The organism is Streptomyces sp. NPDC014733, assembly GCF_043083385.1.
Taxonomy (GTDB): Bacteria; Actinomycetota; Actinomycetes; order Streptomycetales; family Streptomycetaceae; genus Streptomyces.
In genome coordinates, this window is the sequence record NZ_JBIBYO010000014.1 from 47,959 (window position 1) to 67,069 (window position 19,111).

Here is a 19,111-nt window from a genome sequence, read left to right on the forward strand (position 1 = left end):
GCGCCACCCCGTACAACCCGACTCGGCTTCCCCACGCCAGGTCCGCGGGTGGCGCCGCGGCCGGCCCGCGTCCGGGGCCTCCGCACGGCCCCGTTCACCGCCGTGTAACACCGGCGACGCCTTCGTCACGGCGGCGAAACACCCGCGGGCCGTGGCCGAAACCCTGCTGCGTCAGCCTCGTCAGGAACGACGGCCCACCCCCCCCACGCCACCCGCACGGGCCGCATCGACGACGGGAGACGCCGATGCCACCGGGCATCCAGACCCTCGCAGACGGGCTCGCGGCCAAGGCCACCCTGAGCCCGGCCGACACCGGCTTCATGCTCCTCTGCTCCGCCCTCGTCATGGTGATGACGCCGGGCCTGGCCTTCTTCTACGGCGGCATGGTGCGCGTCAAGAGCGTCCTCAACATGCTGATGATGAGCTTCGTCGGCCTCGGCATCGTCACCGTCCTGTGGGTCCTCTACGGCTTCGGGCTCGCCTTCGGTAACGACCACGGCGGAATCATCGGCTGGCGTAGCGACTTCGCCGGACTCGGCGGCATCGGCCTGACCGAACTGTGGGGCACCAGCGGCATCCCCGTATACGTCTTCGCCGTCTTCCAGCTGATGTTCGCCGTGCTGACGCCCGCGCTGATCAGCGGGGCCCTCGCCGACCGGGTCAAGTTCACCGCGTGGGCGCTCTTCACCGCCCTGTGGGTCACCGTCGTCTACTTCCCCGTGGCGCACTGGGTGTGGGGCGAGGGCGGCTGGCTCTTCCGGCTCGGTGTCATCGACTTCGCCGGCGGCACCGCCGTCCACATCAACGCGGGTGCCGCGGCGCTCGGCGTCCTCCTCGTCGTCGGGCGGCGCATCGGCTTCCGCAAGGATCCGATGCGCCCGCACAACCTGCCCCTGGTGATGCTCGGCGCCGGACTGCTCTGGTTCGGCTGGTTCGGCTTCAACTCCGGCTCCTGGCTGGGCAACTCCGACGGCGTCGGCGCCGTCGCGTTCGTCAACACCCAGGTCGCCACCGCCGCCGCGATGCTCGGCTGGCTCGCGTACGAGAAGCTGCGCCACGGGGCGTTCACCACGCTGGGCGCCGCCTCGGGGGCGGTCGCCGGACTCGTCGCCATCACCCCGGCGTGCGGCGCCGTCAGCCCGCTCGGCGCCCTCGCCGTCGGCGCCGTCGCGGGCGTCCTGTGCGCCCTGGCCGTCGGCCTCAAGTACAAGCTCGGCTACGACGATTCGCTCGACGTCATCGGCGTCCACCTCGTCGGCGGTGTCGTCGGCTCCCTCCTCGTCGGCCTCTTCGCCACCGGCGGCGTGCAGTCCACCGCCCGCGGCCTCTTCCACGGCGGCGGCCTCGGCCAACTCGGCAAGCAGACCCTCGGCGTGGTGGCCGTCCTCCTCTACTCCTTCGTCGTCAGCTACGCCCTCGCCAAGGGCGTCGACCGGCTGATGGGCTTCCGGGTCGCCGAGGACGAGGAGATCACCGGCGTCGACCGGACCGCCCACGCCGAGACCGCCTACGACTTCACCGGCGCGGGCGGCGGCGCCCACCGGGTACCGGCCGCGGCCCTCGGCGCCCTCGGCGGACCGGCACCCACACACGGCACGGACACGGAGAAGGTGGACGCATGAAGCTCATCACGGCGGTCATCAAGCCGCACCGTCTCGACGAGGTGAAGGAGGCGCTGCAGGCGTTCGGCGTGCACGGCCTGACCGTCACCGAGGCCCGCGGCTACGGCCGGCAGCGCGGCCACACCGAGGTCTACCGCGGCGCCGAGTACACCGTCGATCTCGTCCCGAAGGTCCGCATCGAGGTCCTCGCCGACGACGCGGACGCCGCCGCCCTCACCGACACCCTCGTGACCGCCGCCCGCACCGGCAAGATCGGCGACGGCAAGGTGTGGAGCGTGCCGGTGGACGAGGCGGTGCGGGTACGTACGGGGGAGAGGGGGGCGGATGCGTTGTGAGGGCGGGGCGGGGGCGGCGCCCGGCTGGTGCCGTTGCTCCGGGGCGCCGGCGGGGACCGGGCCTGTTGCGGGCCCCGGACCCTCCACGGGCCCCGGATCCGATGTGATGCCGGGGGCCGGCCCTGGCGCGGCTCCGTGCCGTTGCTCCGCTGCGGCCCCGTGCGGTGGCTCGGGCCTTGGCCTTGCTGCGGCCCCATGCCCTGCCTTGGACGTCGGCTCCGGCTCGGGCGTCGGCCTTGATGCGTCCCCATGCCCCGGCTCGGCCTCGGCCTCGGGCGTCGGCTCCGGCTCCGCCCCGTGCCCCGCCCCGTCCACTCCGGCCGACGACTACCCCGCCGCCCGCCTGCGCCTCCTCGGCGACGCCGGTATCTCCGGCCCCGGGCGCCGGGCCGCCCTCGCCCGGCTCACCGACGGCTGGCTCGGTGCGTTGTTCGCCGACGCGGTGGCCGACACCGGGGTGGCCGGGGCGGCGCTCGTCGCGGTCGGTGGCTACGGGCGGGGCGAACTCTCCCCTCGCAGCGACCTCGACCTCCTGCTGCTCCACGACGGCCGGGCGGCCGCGCCGGACCTGGCCGCGCTCGCCGACCGGCTCTGGTACCCGGTCTGGGACCACGGCCTCGACCTCGACCACGCCGTCCGCACCCCGGCTCGGACCCGCGCCGCCGCCCGCGCCGACCTCAAGGTGCAGCTCGGCCTCCTCGACGCCCGCCACCTCGCCGGTGACCGGGACCTCACCGACGCACTGCGCACCACCGCCGCCGCGGACTGGCGCGCCGCCGCCCCCGCCCGCCTGCCGGAACTCCACGCCCTGGGGCGCGCCCGCGCCGCGCGCCACGGCGACCTCCGCCACCTCCTCGAACCCGACCTCAAGGAGGCCCGCGGCGGACTGCGCGACGCCACCGCGCTACGCGCCGTCGCCGCCTCCTGGATCGCCGACGCCCCACGCGACGGCCTCGAAGCCGCCCGCAGCCGCCTCCTCGACATCCGCGACGCCCTCCACCTCGCCACCGGCCGCGCCACCGACCGCCTCACCCTCCAGGAACAGGACCAGGTCGCCGCCGCCCTCGGCCTCCCGGACGCGGACGCCCTGCTCCGCCGCGTCTACCAGGCCGCCCGCACCCTGGCCTACGCCGCCGACACCACCTGGCGCGAGACCGACCGGATACTGCGCGCCCGCTCCGTACGCCCGGTGCTGCGCGGTCTGCTCGCCGGGGGCCGCGCCGCCGCACGGGGCGAGCGCACCCCGCTCGCGGAGGGCGTCGTCCTGCACGACGGAGAGGCCGTCCTCGCCCGCACCGCCCGGCCCGAGCGCGACCCCGTCCTCGGCCTGCGCGCCGCGGCCGCCGCCGCCCGGGCCGGCGTGCCGCTCTCCCGGCACGCCGCCCGCCGCTGTGCCGCCGCGGCCGCCGGTCACCCGCTGCCCGCACCGTGGCCGGCCGCGGCGCGCGAGGCGTTCGTCACGCTCCTCGACGCGGGCGCCCCCACCGTCACCGTCTGGGAGACCCTGGAGGCCGAGGGCCTGCTCACCCGGCTGCTGCCGGAGTGGGAACGGGTCCGCTGCCTGCCGCAGCGCAACGCCGTCCACACCTGGACCGTCGACCGCCACCTCGTCGAGACCGCGGTCCGCGCCGCCGCGCTCACCCGCCGCGTCGACCGGCCCGACCTGCTGCTCGTCGCGGCCCTCCTGCACGACCTCGGCAAGGGGCTGCCCGGCGACCACGCGGCGGCCGGTGCGCCCCTCGCCCGCGCCGTCGCCGCCCGCCTCGGCTTCGGCGCCGACGACACCGCCGTCCTCGCCACGCTCGTCCGCCACCACCTGCTGCTCGTCGAGACCGCCACCCGCCGCGACCTCGACGATCCCGAGACCGTGACCACCGTCGCCGCGGCCGTCGGCACCGCCCGCACCCTCGGCCTGCTGCACGCCCTCACCGAGGCCGACGCCCGCGCCACGGGGCCCGCCGCATGGAGCGCCTGGCGCGGTGCGCTCGTCGACGGCCTCGTCGCCCGCGTCGCCGCCCGCCTCGCCGGCGCCCCCGTACCGGACGGCCCCGCCACCCGCGCCCCCACCGCGGAGGAGAACCACCTCGCCGCCGAGGCCGCCCGCACCGGTGACCCCGTACTCACCCTCCGCGCCGAGAACGCCGAGAACGCCGAGAACGCCGCGCACGCGGCGGCGGGGGCGGGGCCGCACGGGGCACCAGGCGAGGGCCCCATGCCAGGCCCCATGCCAGGCCCCATGTCAGGCCCCATGCCCGGCCCCACGTCCGGCCCCACCTCAGGCCCCGCCCCCGGCCCCACGCGACCCGGCACCGACCCCGGCGCCCCCGAACCGCTCGGTGCCGCGCTTCTCCTCGCCGTCCCCGCCGACCGCTGCCCGGACCCCGCCTCCGCGGCGCCCGCCACCGGTGTCCTCGCCGCCGCGGCCGGGGTCCTCGCCCTGCACCGGATCACCGTCCGCGCCGCCGACCTGCGCACCCTCCGCCCCGACGGCATCCGCCCGATCGCCCTGCTGACCTGGCGGATCGCCGCCCACTACGGGGCCCTGCCCCCGGCGGCCCGGCTCCGCGCCGACCTGATCCGCGCCCTCGACGGCACCCTCGACCTCCCCGCCCGCCTCGCCGCCCGCGAACGCGCCGCCCGGCCCCACGCCCCGACCGCCCCGCCGCCCACCGTCACCGTCGCCCCGGGCACCTCCCGCACCGCCACCGTCATCGACGTCCGCGCCCGCGACGCCCACGGCCTGCTGCACCGCGTCTGCCGGGCCCTCGAAACCGCCGGTGCCACCGTCCGCGCCGCCCGCGTCGCCACCCTGGGCACCAGTGCCGTCGACGCCTTCTACCTCACCGACGGCGCGGGCGCCCCGCTCACCGGGGAACGGGCCCGCGCCGCCGCCCGCGCCGTGCGCCGCGCCCTGGACTGACGCGTCCGGCACCGGACCCGGCGGCCCGGAGTGGCCCGGTTGCCGGGCCGGATACCCTAGGAGTCGACTGCCTTACGCCCCCGACCCCGAGGAACGACGACCGCCGTGTTCGATACGCTTTCCGACCGCCTGGCGAGTACCTTCAAAAACCTCCGGGGCAAGGGCCGCCTCTCCGAGGCCGACATCGACGCCACGGCGCGCGAGATCCGTATCGCCCTCCTCGAGGCCGACGTCGCGCTGCCCGTCGTCCGCGCCTTCATCAAGCAGGTCAAGGAGCGCGCCACCGGCTCCGAGGTCTCCCAGGCGCTGAACCCGGCCCAGCAGGTCATCAAGATCGTCAACGAGGAGCTGGTCGGCATCCTCGGCGGTGAGACCCGCCGCCTGCGCTTCGCGAAGACCGCGCCGACCGTCATCATGCTCGCCGGCCTCCAGGGCGCCGGTAAGACCACCCTCGCCGGAAAGCTCGGCCGCTGGCTCAGGACCCAGGGCCACACCCCGCTGCTCGTCGCCTGCGACCTCCAGCGCCCCAACGCCGTCAACCAGCTCTCCGTCGTCGCCGAGCGCGCCGAGGTGGCGGTCTACGCCCCCGAGCCCGGCAACGGCGTCGGCGACCCGGTCAAGGTCGCCCAGGACTCGATCGAGTTCGCCCGCGCCAAGCAGCACGACGTCGTCATCGTCGACACCGCCGGCCGTCTCGGCATCGACCAGGAGCTGATGCAGCAGGCCGCGGACATCCGCGACGCCGTCAAGCCCGACGAGGTCCTCTTCGTCGTCGACGCGATGATCGGTCAGGACGCGGTCAACACCGCCGAGGCCTTCCGCGACGGCGTCGGCTTCGACGGCGTCGTCCTCTCCAAGCTCGACGGCGACGCCCGCGGTGGTGCCGCGCTCTCCATCGCGCACGTCACCGGCAAGCAGATCATGTTCGCCTCCAACGGCGAGAAGCTGGACGACTTCGACGCGTTCCACCCGGACCGCATGGCGTCCCGCATCCTCGGCATGGGCGACATGCTCAGCCTGATCGAGAAGGCCGAGCAGACCTTCAGCCAGGCCGAGGCCGAGAAGATGGCGGCCAAGCTCCAGAAGGGCCCCAAGGAGTTCACGCTCGACGACTTCCTGGCCCAGATGGAGCAGGTCAGGAAGATGGGCTCGCTCTCCAAGCTGCTCGGCATGCTGCCCGGCATGGGGCAGATGAAGGAGCAGATCAACAACCTCGACGAGCGCGAGGTCGACCGCACCGCCGCGATCATCAAGTCGATGACCCCGGCCGAGCGCCACGAACCGACGATCATCAACGGCTCGCGCCGCGCCCGTATCGCCCGGGGTTCCGGCGTCGAGGTCAGCGCGGTCAAGAACCTCATCGAGCGGTTCTTCGAGGCGCGCAAGATGATGTCGAAGATGGCCCAGGGGGGCGGCATCCCCGGGATGCCGGGCATGCCCGGGATGCCCGGCGCGGGCGGCGGCGCCAAGAAGAAGAAGCAGGCCAAGCAGGCCAAGGGCAAGCGCAAGAGCGGTAACCCGATGAAGCGCAAGGCCGAGGAGGCGGCGGCCGCGGCCCGCCGCGAGGCCGCCCAGAACGGCAACCCGCTCGGCCTGCCCCCCGGTGGCGGCGCCGACGCCCAGAACTTCGAACTCCCCGAGGAGTTCAAGAAGTTCATGGGCTGACCCCAGGTCCTCCGCCCGGGCCCCCGCCGTACGCACACGGCGGGGGCCCGCGCACTCCCGGCCGCGTACGGCGCCCTCCGTCCCGCGCCGTGCGACGGCGTACGCCGTACGGATTACGCGGGGGTACGCACCGGCTTGCGGGCCCCTGTGCGCCTTGGGCGCGGGACGGGGTACCCGCCCCCGGCGCGCGCCATGGCACGAAACTGACTGGTACGTGCAAATTATTTGGGATGGCCCGGAATCGGAACACCGGGCGGCCCCGGCTCGTTGTCACGACGTGAGCACGACACCGCCTGTTCTCGCCGCCGAACTGGCGCTCGCCTGGGCCGATATTCAACGGCACCACCCCGAGCTGCCGGATCTGGCCGCGCCCGAGTCCCTGATCGGAGAGTCGTCGTCCGCCTGTGGCGCCGAGCTCTCCTTCGAACGGCTGCTCCACGAGGCAGTCCACGGCATCGCCGCCTCCCGCGGCATCCGCGACACCTCCCGTGCGGGCCGCTACCACAACCGCCGGTTCCTCGCCGTCGCCGAGGAGCTGGGCCTGGACCATGCCGACGAGCCGCATCCCAGCAGCGGCTTCTCCCTGGTCACGCTCAGCCCCGAGGCCAGACGCCGCTACCGCCCCACCATCGAGCGGCTCGCCAGAGCCCTCAAGGCCCATACCGCCGCGACCGCCACCGACAGCGCCCGCAGCTTCCGCGGCCCGGCCGCCCGCCACGGTTCGTCCGGCGGCGGCGTCCGCGTCAAGGCCGTCTGCGACTGCGGACGCAACGTCCGGGTGGTCCCGTCCGTGCTGGCCCAGGCCCCGATCGTCTGCGGAGGCTGCGGCAAGCCGTTCCGGATCCCCGAGGTGGCCGCGGTCGGCTGACCGCACGGCGTGTGGCACAATGGACCGCTGTACTCGACAGTCGCACAGGACCCCTCTCTCCTCCGGCTGACGCGTCCATCGGGCATACCGAGTACCGCAACCCCACGTGGCATCCCGTTGTGCCCCACCACGTCAAGACCAGGAGACACCACTCCCGTGGCAGTCAAGATCAAGCTGAAGCGTCTGGGCAAGATCCGCGCGCCTCACTACCGCATCATCATCGCCGACTCGCGTACCCGCCGTGACGGCCGCGCGATCGAGGAGATCGGTCTGTACCACCCGGTGCAGAACCCCTCCCGCATCGAGGTCGACTCCGAGCGTGTCCAGTACTGGCTGGGTGTCGGCGCGCAGCCGACCGAGCCCGTCATGGCCATCCTGAAGGTCACCGGCGACTGGCAGAAGTTCAAGGGCCTGCCCGCCCCGGCGCCGATGAAGGTCGCCGAGCCGAAGGCCGACAAGCGCGCCCTCTTCGAGGCGGCCGCCAAGGCGTCCGGCGACGAGCCGAAGGGTGAGGCCATCACCCCCAAGGCGAAGAAGGCCGACAAGAAGGCGGACGAGGCTGCGGCCGAGTCCACCTCTGAGTCCACCGAGGCCTGAGCGTGCTCGAGGAGGCTCTTGAGCACCTCGTCAAGGGCATCGTCGACAATCCCGACGACGTCCAGGTAGCCTCGCGCACCCTGCGTCGTGGGCGTGTGCTGGAGGTCCGGGTCCACCCCGACGACCTCGGCAAGGTGATCGGCCGCAACGGCCGCACCGCCCGCGCCCTGCGGACCGTCGTGGGCGCTCTCGGTGGACGGGGCATCCGCGTCGACCTCGTCGACGTGGACCAGGTCCACTGAACAGTTGAACACCGGCTCGGGCCGGGGAGGGCTCTCGGGCCGTCCCCGGCCTTTGTCGTCGGCGCCGGCGCCCCGTACCCCACGGGTGCCCGGCGCCACCGGAATCGGCAACATCACGCGCGCCGCCGCAGTGGCCGCGCGCAAGCGGCGGCGGATCGGCCGCAGAGAGGCAACACCGTGCAGCTGGTAGTCGCGCGGATCGGCCGCGCCCACGGCATCAAGGGCGAGGTCACCGTGGAGGTGCGTACCGACGAGCCCGAACTGCGGCTCGCGCCCGGAGCCGTCCTGGCCACCGACCCGTCCGCGGTCGGACCGCTCACCATCGAGACCGGCCGGGTCCACAGCGGCCGGCTGCTGCTGCGCTTCGCCGGTGTTGCCGACCGGACGGCCGCCGAGGCCCTCCGCAACACCCTGCTGATCGCGGAGGTCGACCCCGAGGAGGTCCCCGAGGACCCCGAGGAGTTCTACGACCACCAGCTGATCGACCTCGACGTCGTCACCCGGGACGGCACCGTCGTCGGCCGGATCACCGAGGTCTCCCACCTGCCCTACCAGGACCTGCTCGTCGTCGGGCGGCCCGAGGGCGGTGAGGTGCTGATCCCGTTCGTCGCCGAGATCGTCCCGGAGATCGACCTGGAGGAGCAGCGCGCGGTCATCGACCCGCCGCCCGGCCTCCTCGACGACGCGCAGGCCGAGGTCGCCAGCAGCCGTGAGGACAGCTGATGCGCCTCGACGTCGTCACGATCTTCCCCGAGTACCTCGAACCGCTGAACGTCTCGCTCGTCGGCAAGGCGCGCGCCCGCGGCCAACTCGATGTGCGCATCCACGACCTGCGGGACTGGGCGCACGACAAGCACAACACCGTCGACGACACCCCCTACGGCGGTGGACCCGGCATGGTCATGAAGCCGGAGCCGTGGGGCGAGGCGCTGGACGCGGTCCTCGCCTCCGGTGAGGGCGAGCCCGTCCTCGTCGTCCCGACGCCCAGCGGCGAACCGTTCACCCAGCAGCTCGCCGTCGAACTCTCCGCCAAGCCCTGGCTGGTCTTCACCCCGGCCCGCTACGAGGGCATCGACCGCCGCGTCATCGAGGAGTACGGCGACCGGCTCGACGTCCGCGAGGTCTCCATCGGCGACTACGTCCTGGCGGGCGGTGAGGCGCCGGTCCTGGTGATGGTCGAGGCCGTCGCCCGGCTGCTGCCCGGCGTCCTGGGCAACGCCGCCTCCCACCAGGACGACTCCTTCGCGCCCGGCGCGATGGCCGACCTGCTGGAGGGGCCGGTCTACACCAAGCCGCCCGAGTGGCGCGGCCGCGGCATCCCCGACGTGCTGCTCAGCGGCCACCACGGCAAGATCGCCCGCTGGCGCCGGGACGAGGCGTTCCGCCGCACCGACCGCAACCGTCCGGACCTGATCGAGCGGGCCGACCCCGCCGCGTTCGACAAGAAGGACCGCGAGCTGCTGTCGATCCTGGGGTGGGCCCCGGGCGAGGACGGCCGATTTGGGCGGACCGACCAGGCCGTGGAAGAATAGGCCGCTGCTGTGTGCGTCCGGCGCGCGCCCCTGCCACAGGGGGAACGACGCCCGCCCGGCGGAACGGCATCCGAACATCATCTCCGAATTCCCGTTGATGACCTGTGGCATCAGCGAAGAAAGCAGTAGGTCATGCACCTTCTCGACTCCGTCGACTCCGCGTCGCTGCGCAGCGACATCCCGGCCTTCCGCCCGGGTGACACCGTCAACGTCCACGTCCGCGTCATCGAGGGCAACCGCTCCCGTGTGCAGCAGTTCAAGGGCGTTGTCATCCGCCGCCAGGGCAGCGGCGTGCGCGAGACCTTCACGGTCCGCAAGGTCAGCTTCTCCGTCGGCGTCGAGCGCACCTTCCCCGTGCACACCCCGATCGTCGAGAAGATCGAGCTGGTGACCCGCGGTGACGTCCGCCGCGCCAAGCTGTACTACCTCCGTGAGCTGCGCGGCAAGGCCGCGAAGATCAAGGAGAAGCGCGACAACTGAGTCCGCACGCCGGGCCGTCCTCCCTGGTGAGGGCCCCGGCACCCGGCTCACGTACGGTGCCCGGAACCGGCCGGATAGGCTCACGTTCCGATGGACACCGACGCACAGCTCCCGGAGCGCGACCGCACCCCCGTCCCCGACCAGGGACAGGAGGAGCGGTCGCGCTCCGCGCGTTTTCCCGGCGCCGCCCGCTTCCGCCTCCGGCCGCTGCCGCTGCTGGCCTGTTGTGTGGCGTTCGTGCTGCTGCTGAGCGCCTTCGTCGTCCAGCCGTTCCTCATCCCGAGCACGTCGATGCAGGACACCCTGGAGGTCGGCGACCGGGTGCTGGTCAACAAGCTCGCCTACCGTTTCGGCGGTGAGCCCCGGCGCGGCGACGTCGTCGTCTTCGACGGCACCGGGTCTTTCGTTCACAGGGAGACGGAGGAGAATCCCGTGACGGGCCTGCTGCGCGGAGCCGGCGCGGCGGTGGGCCTGGCCCGTCCTGCCGACACCGACTACGTCAAGCGCGTGATCGGGATCGGAGGGGACAGGGTGACCTGCTGCGACAAACGGGGGCGGATCAAGGTGAACGGTGAGCCCGTGACCGAGGGCTATGTGTATCCGGGGGATGCCGCGTCGTCGGTGCCCTTCGACATCGTGGTTCCGGCGGGAAAGCTGTGGGTGATGGGGGACCACCGGTCGCGGTCCCGGGACTCCCGCGACCATCTCGGTGAGGAGGGCGGCGGCACCGTCCCCGTCGACAAGGTGATCGGCCGGGCCGACTGGATCAGCTGGCCGGTGAGCCGCTGGACGGGCCTGGACCGGCCGCCGGCGTTCTCCCGGGTGCCCGCCCCGGCAGGCTCCCATGGGTAACCGGGCGCGTCCACGGCACGGCAAGTCGCCGGACGGCGGCGGTACGACCGGGGCGGACGAGGGCCCGGTGACCGGGGGCCGGGCCGAGCGGCGGCGTCAGGCGCGCCGCATCAAACGCCGCAGACGCCGCTCGTACCTCAAGGAAATACCCATCCTGATCGCGGTGGCGCTGGCCATCGCGCTGGTCCTGAAGACGTTTCTGGTCCAGGCGTTCGTGATTCCGTCCGGCTCCATGGAGCAGACGATCCGGATCGGGGACCGGGTGCTGGTCGACAAGCTCACCCCGTGGTTCGGCTGGCAGCCCGAGCGCGGCGATGTCGTCGTCTTCAAGGATCCCGGCGGCTGGCTCAAGGGCGAGCAGACGCAGAAGGCCGCGGATCCGGCCGGGGTGAAGCAGTTCAAGGAGTTCATGACCTTCATCGGTCTGCTGCCCTCGGCCGACGAACAGGACCTGATCAAGCGGGTCGTCGCGGTCGGTGGAGACACCGTCAAATGCTGCGACGCACAGCACCGCGTCACCGTCAACGGCACCCCGCTGACCGAGCCGTATCTGCACCCCGGCAACCCGCCGTCCGAGATGGCGTTCTCGGTGAACGTGCCCACCGGTCGGATTTTCGTCATGGGTGACCACCGCTCCGACTCCGCGGATTCGCGCTTCCATCTCGACGAGGCGTACCGTGGCACGGTTTCCGAGGACAACGTCGTCGGGCGGGCCGTCGTCATCGCCTGGCCGTTCGCCCACTGGCGGCGCCTGGAGGAGCCCGACACCTTCGCGAACGTGCACGACGCGCCGGGCGCGAAGGCGGCGGGCACGGCGGGCCCGCATAGGGTGTTGCCCGAGTCTTTGACCCCACTCCCGACCCCTGCGGAACTCCCGCTCGTTATGGGAGTGATGGGCCTGCACCGGTTGACGGGTGGGCGAGAGCGCGGAGTAAGGAGTGGATGTGGGGGACTTGGCGGTCGGCGCGCGGTCCGGATCCGGAGAGCCCGAAGAACCGGCGGGGCACGGTGAGGCCGCGCCGGCGGGGTCCGTGCATCTCGCGCAGCCACAGCAACAGCCACCATACGAAGGACAGGCACCACCGGCGGCCCGGCGGCCCGCCGAGGACGAGGAGAAGGACGGCGTGAAGAAGGCCAAGAAGCAGCGCGCCTTCTGGAAGGAGCTGCCGATCCTCGTCGGTATCGCGCTGATCCTCGCCCTGCTGATCAAGACGTTCCTGGTGCAGGCGTTCTCCATCCCGTCCGACTCGATGCAGGACACCCTGCAGCGCGGTGACCGGGTGCTGGTGGACAAGCTCACGCCGTGGTTCGGCTCCAAGCCGGAGCGTGGCGAGGTCGTCGTCTTCCACGACCCGGGCGGCTGGCTCAACGAGACGCCGACGCCCGAGCCCAACCCCGTCCAGAAGGTCCTCAGCTTCATCGGTCTGATGCCGTCCGCCGAGGAGAAGGACCTGATCAAGCGGGTCATCGCGGTCGGCGGCGACACCGTCGAGTGCCACGGCACCGGACCGGTCAAGGTCAACGGCAAGGCGCTCAAGGAGGACTCGTTCATCTTCCCCGGCAACACGCCGTGCGGTGACCGCGCCTTCGGACCGATCCACGTCCCCAAGGACCGCATCTGGGTCATGGGCGACCACCGCGACGACTCCCTCGACTCGCGCTACCACCAGAACCTCAAGGGCGACGGCACGGTCTCGGTGGACGAGGTCGTCGGCCGCGCGTTCACCATCGCCTGGCCGATCAACCGCTGGTCGACGCTGCCGGTGCCGGACACCTTCAAGCAGCAGGGCATCGACAAGGCCATGGCCGCCGCGCCCGCCGCGCTCGGGCTGGCCGGTGCCGTCCCGCTCGTCCTCTGGCGTCGCAAGAGGCTGACCGGAGAACGTACTCCCAGGTAGGGTGCCGTCCCAGATCTTCGACGCGGGCCCGCGCCCGCGGGGTGGGAGCGCTGGGATGGCCCGCAGCACCGAACACACCGACGGCCACGGCCGGACCACGGGCAGCACGCTGTCCGGTCTGGCCGTGGCCGTCGGCTGTCTCCTCTTCCTCGGCGGTTTCGTCTGGGCGGCGCTGGTGTACCGCCCGTACACGGTGCCGACCGACTCCATGTCCCCGACGATCGCGCCCGGCGCCCGGGTACTGGCCGAGAACGTCGACGGCTCCCGGGTACGCCGCGGTGACGTCGTCGTCTTCCGGGACACCGTCTGGGGCGACGTCCCCATGGTCAAGCGGGTGGCCGGGGTCGGCGGCGACACCGTCGCCTGCTGCACCAAGGGGAAGCTGACGGTCAACGGCACCCCCGTGGACGAGCCCTACCTCCAGAACCCGAAGCTCGCCTCGCCCACCGGCTTCAGCGCCAAGGTCCCCGACGGCCGCCTCTTCCTCCTCGGCGACCACCGCGGCGACTCCCTCGACTCCCGCTCCCACACCACCGACGGCGACGACGGCGCCGTCCCACGCGACGCGGTCCTGGGCCGCGTCGACGCCCTGGCCTGGCCTTTGAGCGGCATCGGCATGCTCGACCGCGCCGACGGATTCGCCGCGCTGCCCGGCGGCACCTCCACGCCCGGCCCGCTGCGCCCGCTGACCGCCGCCGTCGTTGTCGGCGCCGTCCTCATCCTGGGCGGCGCCGCGTACGGGCCCCTCGCCGCACGCCGCAACCGGGCGGCTCAGGCGGCACCCGCGGGCCCGGCGCCCGCGGCCGACGAGGAGCGGGCCCATGGCTGACGCGACGGAGAACGGCCTGCCCGGGGAGGCGCGTCAGGTGTCCCGGGTCATCCTCCTCGACCCCGACGACCGCATCCTTCTGCTGCACGGCTTCGAACCGGCACACCCGGAGCAGACCTGGTGGTTCACGCCCGGCGGCGGTCTGGAGGGCGCCGAGACCCATGAGGAGGCCGCGCTGCGCGAGCTGGCCGAGGAGACCGGCATCACCGGTGCCGCCCTCGGCCCGGTGCTCTGGCAGCGCCGCTGCTCCTTCCCGTTCGACGGCCGCCGCTGGGAGCAGGACGAGTGGTACTACCTGGCCCGCACGGAGCTCACCGCCACCGACACCCGGGGCCAGACCGACCTGGAGCGGCGCAGCGTATCGGGGCTGAGGTGGTGGACCGTGGCGGAACTGTCGGCGACCCATGAGACGGTGTACCCGACCAGACTCGCCGGGCTGCTGCGCACGCTGCTCGACGAAGGGCCCCCGAGTGCGCCGCTGGCCCTGGAGACCGAGCGGGCCTGACGCACAATAGGGGCACGCACGGCTGAAGGGGATCTGCCATGAGCGCCGAGGACCTCGAAAAGTACGAGACCGAGATGGAGCTGAAGCTCTACCGGGAGTACCGCGACGTCGTCGGGCTGTTCAAATACGTGATCGAGACCGAGCGACGTTTCTACCTCACCAACGACTACGAGATGCAGGTGCACTCCGTCCAGGGCGAGGTCTTCTTCGAGGTCTCGATGGCCGACGCCTGGGTGTGGGACATGTACCGCCCCGCTCGCTTCGTCAAGCAGGTCCGCGTCCTGACCTTCAAGGACGTGAACATCGAAGAGCTGAACAAGAGCGATCTGGATCTGCCGGGCAGCTGAGCGGAGGGCGGCGGGTCCGGACCGTCCCGGCGGGTCCGGACCGCCGGGACAGGGCCGCTGCGTCGGGGCACGCGGTGGGACACGTCCGCGGCGCCTGCCGGCGCATGGCCGAGAGCCCTGTGACCTGCGGCTGAGTGGCCGAGGTGGGCGGTCTCTCCCTATGACGGGCGCTGGCGCGGAGACGTGATCGGGGCTGCCGGGGCCGCTGGGATGGCCTGACACGGACGCCGCCGCCCCACGTCCGGGTGGCCGAGTTATCCACAGCCGGGCGGTTGTCCACCAAGATCCACTGCCTTCGGCCGGAGACGTCACAGTCGGTGCCGGAGGTGGTACCGCATGAACGTCATGCAGCACGGTTCGAGGAACACCCCGCGGCGGGTCCCGGGGAGCGACGGATGGCCCGCGGCGACGCCGGCCGGGGCGGCCGAGCCCGGGGGACCCGCGCCGGTCGGGCCGGCGCATCCGGCGTCCGGCGGGTCGGTGCGTCCCGGGCCCGCCCGGCCGGCGGAGGCGGGAGCCGCGGGGGACGGTCCGGTGGAGTCCGGGGCGGCTGCGCCGGGGCCCGGGGCCCGGATCAGCCCGCCCCCGGGTGCGCCGCCCGGCCCGGTGGGAGAGGCGGGACGAGGGGAGAAGGCTGCCGCCCGGCCCGGTCCGGGGCATGTCATCCGCACCGCTTCGGCGCCCGGTACGCCGCCCGGCCCGGCACACCGTTCGACGACCCGCGCCACCCCGCACCACCCGGGTGCCGACGGCCGGGACTCCGCGTCCGCCGACACCCCGGAGCCGCCCCCGGCCACCCGCACCGCGACCGCGGCGGGGTCACCGGGAGCCGCGGGCCGCGCTCCCGCCACCCGCCCGGACGGCGGCGCACGTACCGCTCGAACGCGCCCCCGGAAGCCGAGCGCCACCGCTGCTCCGGGGAGCCGCACCGCCGCTGCCCGGGGCCGCCGCGAAGGAGCGCGCCGCACCCCTGCCACACCGCCACCCCGGCCGGTCACCACACCGCGCCGCGCCCTGGGCCGGTACGGCGAGGACCTGGCGGTCCGCCGCCTCACCGCGAGCGGCATGGGCATCCTCGACCGGAACTGGCGGTGCCGGGAGGGCGAGATCGACATCGTCGCCACCGACGCCGACGCCCTCGTCATCTGCGAGGTCAAGACCCGCCGCGCCGGCGCCTACGAACACCCGATGGCCGCCGTCCGCCCCGACAAGACCCGCCGGCTGCGGCTCCTGGCGGAACGCTGGATGGAACGCCACGGCGGCCCACCGCCCGGAGGCGTCCGCATCGACGTCATCGGCATCCTCCTCCCGGCCCGGGGCGCCCCGGTCGTCGAGCACGTCCGGGGGGTGGCGTGAGATGGGTTTCGCCCGCACCTGCTCCGTGGCGCTCGTCGGCGTCGAAGGCGTCGTCGTCGAGGTCCAGGCCGACCTCGAACCGGGCGTCGCCGCCTTCACTCTCGTCGGACTCCCCGACAAAAGCCTCGTCGAGGCGAAGGACCGCGTCCGCGCCGCCGTCGTGAATTCCGGCGCCGAGTGGCCGCAGAAGAAACTCACCGTCGGCCTCAGCCCAGCCTCGGTCCCCAAGAGCGGCAGCGGCTTCGACCTCGCCGTCGCCTGCGCCGTCCTGGGAGCGGCCGAACGCCTCGACCCACGGGAGCTGACCGACCTGATGATGATCGGCGAACTCGGGCTCGACGGCCGGGTCCGCCCCGTCCGTGGCGTGCTGCCCGCCGTCCTCGCCGCCGCCGAAGCCGGATACCGCACCGTCGTGGTCCCCGAATGCACCGCGGCCGAAGCCTCCCTCGTCCCCGGCGTCGCCGTCCTCGGCGTCCGCAGCCTGCGCCAGCTCATCGCCCTCATCGCCGACGAACCGGTCCCCGACGAGGAGGAGGCCCCCCGGGAAGGCCGCCCCGACCCGCTGCTGGCCGGACTCGCCGTCCCCGGCACCGGCATCGCCGCCGGCCTGCCCGCCGGCGACCACGTCCCCGATCTCGCCGATGTCGCAGGTCAGCACAGGGCCCGCCGCGCCCTGGAGATCGCCGCGGCCGGACGCCACCACCTCTTCCTCAAAGGCCCGCCCGGCGCCGGGAAAACCATGCTCGCCGAACGCCTCCCGGGCCTGCTGCCGCCCCTGACACCCAAGGAATCCCTCGAAGTCACCGCCGTCCACTCCGTCGCCGGCACCCTCCCGCCGGGCCAGCCGCTCCTCGAACGACCGCCGTACTGCGCGCCCCACCACTCCGCCACGATGGCGTCCCTCGTCGGCGGCGGCACCGGACTGCCCCGCCCCGGAGCCGTCTCGCTCGCCCACCGCGGGGTGCTCTTCCTCGACGAGGCCGCCGAATGCAGCGCCCGTGTCCTGGACGCCCTGCGCCAGCCCCTCGAAGCCGGGCATGTCGTGGTGGCCCGCGCCGCCGCCATGATGCGGATGCCCGCCCGCTTCCTCCTCGTGCTCGCCGCGAACCCCTGTTCCTGCGGCCGGCACGGCACCCCGGGAGGCGGCTGCGAATGCCGCCCGTCCTCCGTCCGCAGCTACCGCGCCCGCCTCTCCGGTCCTCTCATGGACCGCGTCGACCTGCGCGTCACCGTCGAACCGGTCGCCCGCTCCGCCCTCGCCACCCTTGAGACCGGCGCCGAATCCAGCGCCACCGTCGCGGCACGGGTACGCGAGGCCCGCGCCCGCGCCGCCGCCCGCTACACCGGGACGCCCTGGACGACCAACAGCGAGGTGCCCGGCCATGAACTCCGCACCCGCTGGCACGCCCACCCCGGCGCGCTCGCCCAGGCCGAACGCGACCTGGAATCCGGCCTGCTCACCGCCCGTGGCCTCGACCGCGTCCTCCGCGTCGCCTGGACCGCCGCGGACCTCGCCGGACGCGGCCGTCCCACGGCCGAAGACGTCGCCGCGGCCCTAGAACTCCGCACCGGCGTCCTACGCGGCATCCCCACACCGCCGCCCACCCGCAGGCGCCCCCGCCCGGACGGAAAACACCTCCGACACCCCGACCCCGCCCAGGTGACGCCATGACCACACCCCAGCCGCCTCACCGGCCACACCGCCCGGCCGCCGGCGAACCCCGGACTCCCGGAACCACCACCCCCGAGCCCGCACCACCGCCCCCGGACCGCCCCACCCCGGAGCGCACCGCCCGCGCCGCCCTCAGCCGCATCATCGAACCGGGCGACCCCCGCACCGGACGCTGGCTGCGCGAACTGGGCCCCGTCGCCCTGTGGCACGCCCTCACCGGCGAGGGACCACCACCCACCGGCGCGAGCCGCACCGCACTCGACGGCCTGCGCCTGCGCGCCGCCCGCGCCGACCCCACGGCCGACCTCGCCACGGCAGCCGCCCTCGGAGCCCGGTTCCTCTGCCCCGGCGACGACGAATGGCCAGGCCAGCTCGACGACCTCGGCGACACCCGGCCCCTCGGCCTCTGGGTGCGCGGCAATGCGAACCTCCGCCTGTGGGCGCTGCGTTCCGTCGCCCTCGTCGGCGCCCGGGCGTGCACCGAGTACGGCGCCCACCTCGCCGCCACCCTGGGCGCCGGGCTCGCCGACCGCGGCTGGACCGTCGTCTCCGGGGCCGCCTACGGCATCGACGGCGCCGCCCACCGGGGCACCCTCGCCGCAGGCGGCGCCACCCTCGCCGTCCTCGCCTGCGGCATCGACCGCGCCTACCCCGCAGGCCACACCGAACTGATCGACCGCATCGTCCAACAGGGCCTGATCGTCGGGGAGTTACCGCCCGGCGCACACCCGACCCGCAGCCGGTTCATCCAGCGCAACCGCGTGATCGCCGCTCTCACCCGCGGCACCGTCGTCATCGAAGCCGCGCTGCGCAGCGGCTCCCTCGTCACCGCCCGCCGCGCGCAGTCCCTGGGCCGACTCACCATGGGCGTACCGGGGCCCGTCACCAGTGCACTCTCCGCCGGTGTGCATGAACTCCTGCGCGGTGAGGCCATGGTGGTCACCTCCGCCGACGAAGTTGTCGAGCACGCCGGCGCCATCGGCGACCTCGCCCCCGAACCACGCGGCCCGGTCCTCGCCCGCGACCTCCTCGAACCGGCCACCGCCCGCGTCCTGGAGGCCATACCGCCCCGCGGCAGGGCCGCCCTCACCGACATCGCCCGCGAATCCGGCCTCGCCCCGGACACCACCCACAGCAAACTCCACGAACTGTGCACGCTCGGATACGTCCGAAGATCCGGCACGCACTGGGAGTTCGTACGGCGCGGCGCCCCCGAAAGATCCCGGCGAGGCGGTACTTGACCTGGCGCGAACGGGTGAAAAGGTGAGGACAAGAACGCCGAATCCATATTTGGCATGCTTCAGCAGGCCAAACCGAACCGCAGGGAGAGGCTGATGTGGCACACGGGACACCGGAGACCCCGTCGGCCACGCCTCCCCGCCCGGCGCCCC

At 73.6% G+C, this 19,111-nt stretch carries 18 protein-coding genes and 1 pseudogene; all 19 read left to right on the top strand.

Annotated elements, in window-relative coordinates; translation table 11 throughout:
• Nucleotides 1-245: 245 nt before the first annotated feature.
• A complete protein-coding gene (locus ACF1BH_RS26025; protein ID WP_391646148.1) occupies nucleotides 246-1,622 on the top strand; it encodes an ammonium transporter in 1,377 nt (458 codons plus the stop codon).
• On the top strand, nucleotides 1,619-1,957 hold the full coding sequence (locus ACF1BH_RS26030; RefSeq protein WP_391646150.1) for a P-II family nitrogen regulator: 339 nt from the start codon (nucleotides 1,619-1,621) through the stop codon (nucleotides 1,955-1,957). Before ACF1BH_RS26025 ends, ACF1BH_RS26030 begins: the two co-directional genes overlap by 4 nt.
• Nucleotides 1,947-4,877: a [protein-PII] uridylyltransferase gene (locus tag ACF1BH_RS26035; RefSeq protein WP_391646152.1), complete on the top strand. Its 2,931-nt coding sequence runs from the start codon at nucleotides 1,947-1,949 to the stop codon at nucleotides 4,875-4,877. The genes ACF1BH_RS26030 and ACF1BH_RS26035 overlap by 11 nt, the downstream gene beginning before the upstream one ends.
• A gap of 105 nt (nucleotides 4,878-4,982) precedes the next feature.
• Nucleotides 4,983-6,542 carry a signal recognition particle protein gene (gene ffh / locus ACF1BH_RS26040; RefSeq protein WP_391646155.1) on the top strand — a complete coding sequence of 520 codons (1,560 nt, stop codon included), beginning with the start codon at nucleotides 4,983-4,985 and terminating at the stop codon, nucleotides 6,540-6,542.
• A 277-nt stretch (nucleotides 6,543-6,819) separates the two neighbouring features.
• Entirely contained in the window at nucleotides 6,820-7,410 is a 591-nt protein-coding gene (locus ACF1BH_RS26045; protein WP_030287393.1) for a hypothetical protein, read from the top strand.
• Between the two features lie 156 nt (nucleotides 7,411-7,566).
• Nucleotides 7,567-8,007, top strand: a complete 441-nt coding sequence (rpsP, locus tag ACF1BH_RS26050) for a 30S ribosomal protein S16 (RefSeq protein WP_391646157.1) — start codon at nucleotides 7,567-7,569, stop codon at nucleotides 8,005-8,007.
• A gap of 2 nt (nucleotides 8,008-8,009) precedes the next feature.
• Complete coding sequence (locus tag ACF1BH_RS26055) at nucleotides 8,010-8,249, top strand: RNA-binding protein (protein WP_030287397.1); 240 nt, start codon at nucleotides 8,010-8,012, stop codon at nucleotides 8,247-8,249.
• A gap of 177 nt (nucleotides 8,250-8,426) precedes the next feature.
• Entirely contained in the window at nucleotides 8,427-8,972 is a 546-nt protein-coding gene (gene rimM, locus ACF1BH_RS26060; RefSeq protein WP_391646160.1) for a ribosome maturation factor RimM, read from the top strand.
• The gene (trmD, locus tag ACF1BH_RS26065; protein WP_391646162.1) at nucleotides 8,972-9,781 is read left to right on the top strand and encodes a tRNA (guanosine(37)-N1)-methyltransferase TrmD; all 810 of its coding nucleotides are present in this window, start codon (nucleotides 8,972-8,974) and stop codon (nucleotides 9,779-9,781) included. Before rimM ends, trmD begins: the two co-directional genes overlap by 1 nt.
• Nucleotides 9,782-9,913: 132 nt before the next feature.
• Nucleotides 9,914-10,261 (top strand): 50S ribosomal protein L19, encoded by a 348-nt coding sequence (gene rplS, locus ACF1BH_RS26070; RefSeq protein ID WP_030287403.1) that lies wholly within the window; start codon nucleotides 9,914-9,916, stop codon nucleotides 10,259-10,261.
• Nucleotides 10,262-10,351: 90 nt separating this feature from the next.
• Complete coding sequence (gene lepB, locus ACF1BH_RS26075) at nucleotides 10,352-11,113, top strand: signal peptidase I (RefSeq protein WP_391646164.1); 762 nt, start codon at nucleotides 10,352-10,354, stop codon at nucleotides 11,111-11,113.
• Entirely contained in the window at nucleotides 11,106-12,125 is a 1,020-nt protein-coding gene (gene lepB, locus ACF1BH_RS26080; protein ID WP_391646166.1) for a signal peptidase I, read from the top strand. The genes lepB (ACF1BH_RS26075) and lepB (ACF1BH_RS26080) overlap by 8 nt, the downstream gene beginning before the upstream one ends.
• Nucleotides 12,067-13,011: a signal peptidase I gene (gene lepB, locus ACF1BH_RS26085; protein WP_391646323.1), complete on the top strand. Its 945-nt coding sequence runs from the start codon at nucleotides 12,067-12,069 to the stop codon at nucleotides 13,009-13,011. Before lepB (ACF1BH_RS26080) ends, lepB (ACF1BH_RS26085) begins: the two co-directional genes overlap by 59 nt.
• 55 nt (nucleotides 13,012-13,066) lie before the next feature.
• Complete coding sequence (lepB, locus tag ACF1BH_RS26090; RefSeq protein ID WP_391646168.1) at nucleotides 13,067-13,840, top strand: signal peptidase I; 774 nt, start codon at nucleotides 13,067-13,069, stop codon at nucleotides 13,838-13,840.
• Entirely contained in the window at nucleotides 13,833-14,345 is a 513-nt protein-coding gene (locus ACF1BH_RS26095) for an NUDIX hydrolase (protein ID WP_391646170.1), read from the top strand. The genes lepB (ACF1BH_RS26090) and ACF1BH_RS26095 overlap by 8 nt, the downstream gene beginning before the upstream one ends.
• Before the next feature lie 38 nt (nucleotides 14,346-14,383).
• On the top strand, nucleotides 14,384-14,692 hold the full coding sequence (locus ACF1BH_RS26100; protein ID WP_003980220.1) for a DUF2469 domain-containing protein: 309 nt from the start codon (nucleotides 14,384-14,386) through the stop codon (nucleotides 14,690-14,692).
• Nucleotides 14,693-15,697: 1,005 nt separating this feature from the next.
• A pseudogene (locus tag ACF1BH_RS26105) lies at nucleotides 15,698-16,048 on the top strand (YraN family protein); the annotation flags it as partial.
• 1 nt (nucleotide 16,049) lies between these two features.
• The gene (locus tag ACF1BH_RS26110; RefSeq protein WP_391646173.1) at nucleotides 16,050-17,720 is read left to right on the top strand and encodes a YifB family Mg chelatase-like AAA ATPase; all 1,671 of its coding nucleotides are present in this window, start codon (nucleotides 16,050-16,052) and stop codon (nucleotides 17,718-17,720) included.
• A complete protein-coding gene (gene dprA / locus ACF1BH_RS26115) occupies nucleotides 17,717-18,961 on the top strand; it encodes a DNA-processing protein DprA (protein ID WP_391646175.1) in 1,245 nt (414 codons plus the stop codon). The genes ACF1BH_RS26110 and dprA overlap by 4 nt, the downstream gene beginning before the upstream one ends.
• Nucleotides 18,962-19,111: the final 150 nt, after the last annotated feature.

Excerpts from the sequence above, each read along its gene's own strand:
- rplS (WP_030287403.1), top strand. The coding sequence starts at position 9,914 with ATGCACCTTCTCGACTCCGTCGACTCCGCGTCGCTGCGCAGCGACATC.
- ACF1BH_RS26100 (WP_003980220.1), top strand. The coding sequence starts at position 14,384 with ATGAGCGCCGAGGACCTCGAAAAGTACGAGACCGAGATGGAGCTGAAG.
- ACF1BH_RS26095 (WP_391646170.1), top strand. The coding sequence starts at position 13,833 with ATGGCTGACGCGACGGAGAACGGCCTGCCCGGGGAGGCGCGTCAGGTG.
- lepB (WP_391646166.1), top strand. The coding sequence starts at position 11,106 with ATGGGTAACCGGGCGCGTCCACGGCACGGCAAGTCGCCGGACGGCGGC.
- ACF1BH_RS26110 (WP_391646173.1), top strand. The coding sequence starts at position 16,050 with ATGGGTTTCGCCCGCACCTGCTCCGTGGCGCTCGTCGGCGTCGAAGGC.
- ACF1BH_RS26035 (WP_391646152.1), top strand. The coding sequence starts at position 1,947 with ATGCGTTGTGAGGGCGGGGCGGGGGCGGCGCCCGGCTGGTGCCGTTGC.
- lepB (WP_391646168.1), top strand. The coding sequence starts at position 13,067 with ATGGCCCGCAGCACCGAACACACCGACGGCCACGGCCGGACCACGGGC.
- ACF1BH_RS26030 (WP_391646150.1), top strand. The coding sequence starts at position 1,619 with ATGAAGCTCATCACGGCGGTCATCAAGCCGCACCGTCTCGACGAGGTG.
- dprA (WP_391646175.1), top strand. The coding sequence starts at position 17,717 with ATGACCACACCCCAGCCGCCTCACCGGCCACACCGCCCGGCCGCCGGC.
- ACF1BH_RS26025 (WP_391646148.1), top strand. The coding sequence starts at position 246 with ATGCCACCGGGCATCCAGACCCTCGCAGACGGGCTCGCGGCCAAGGCC.
- lepB (WP_391646164.1), top strand. The coding sequence starts at position 10,352 with ATGGACACCGACGCACAGCTCCCGGAGCGCGACCGCACCCCCGTCCCC.
- trmD (WP_391646162.1), top strand. The coding sequence starts at position 8,972 with ATGCGCCTCGACGTCGTCACGATCTTCCCCGAGTACCTCGAACCGCTG.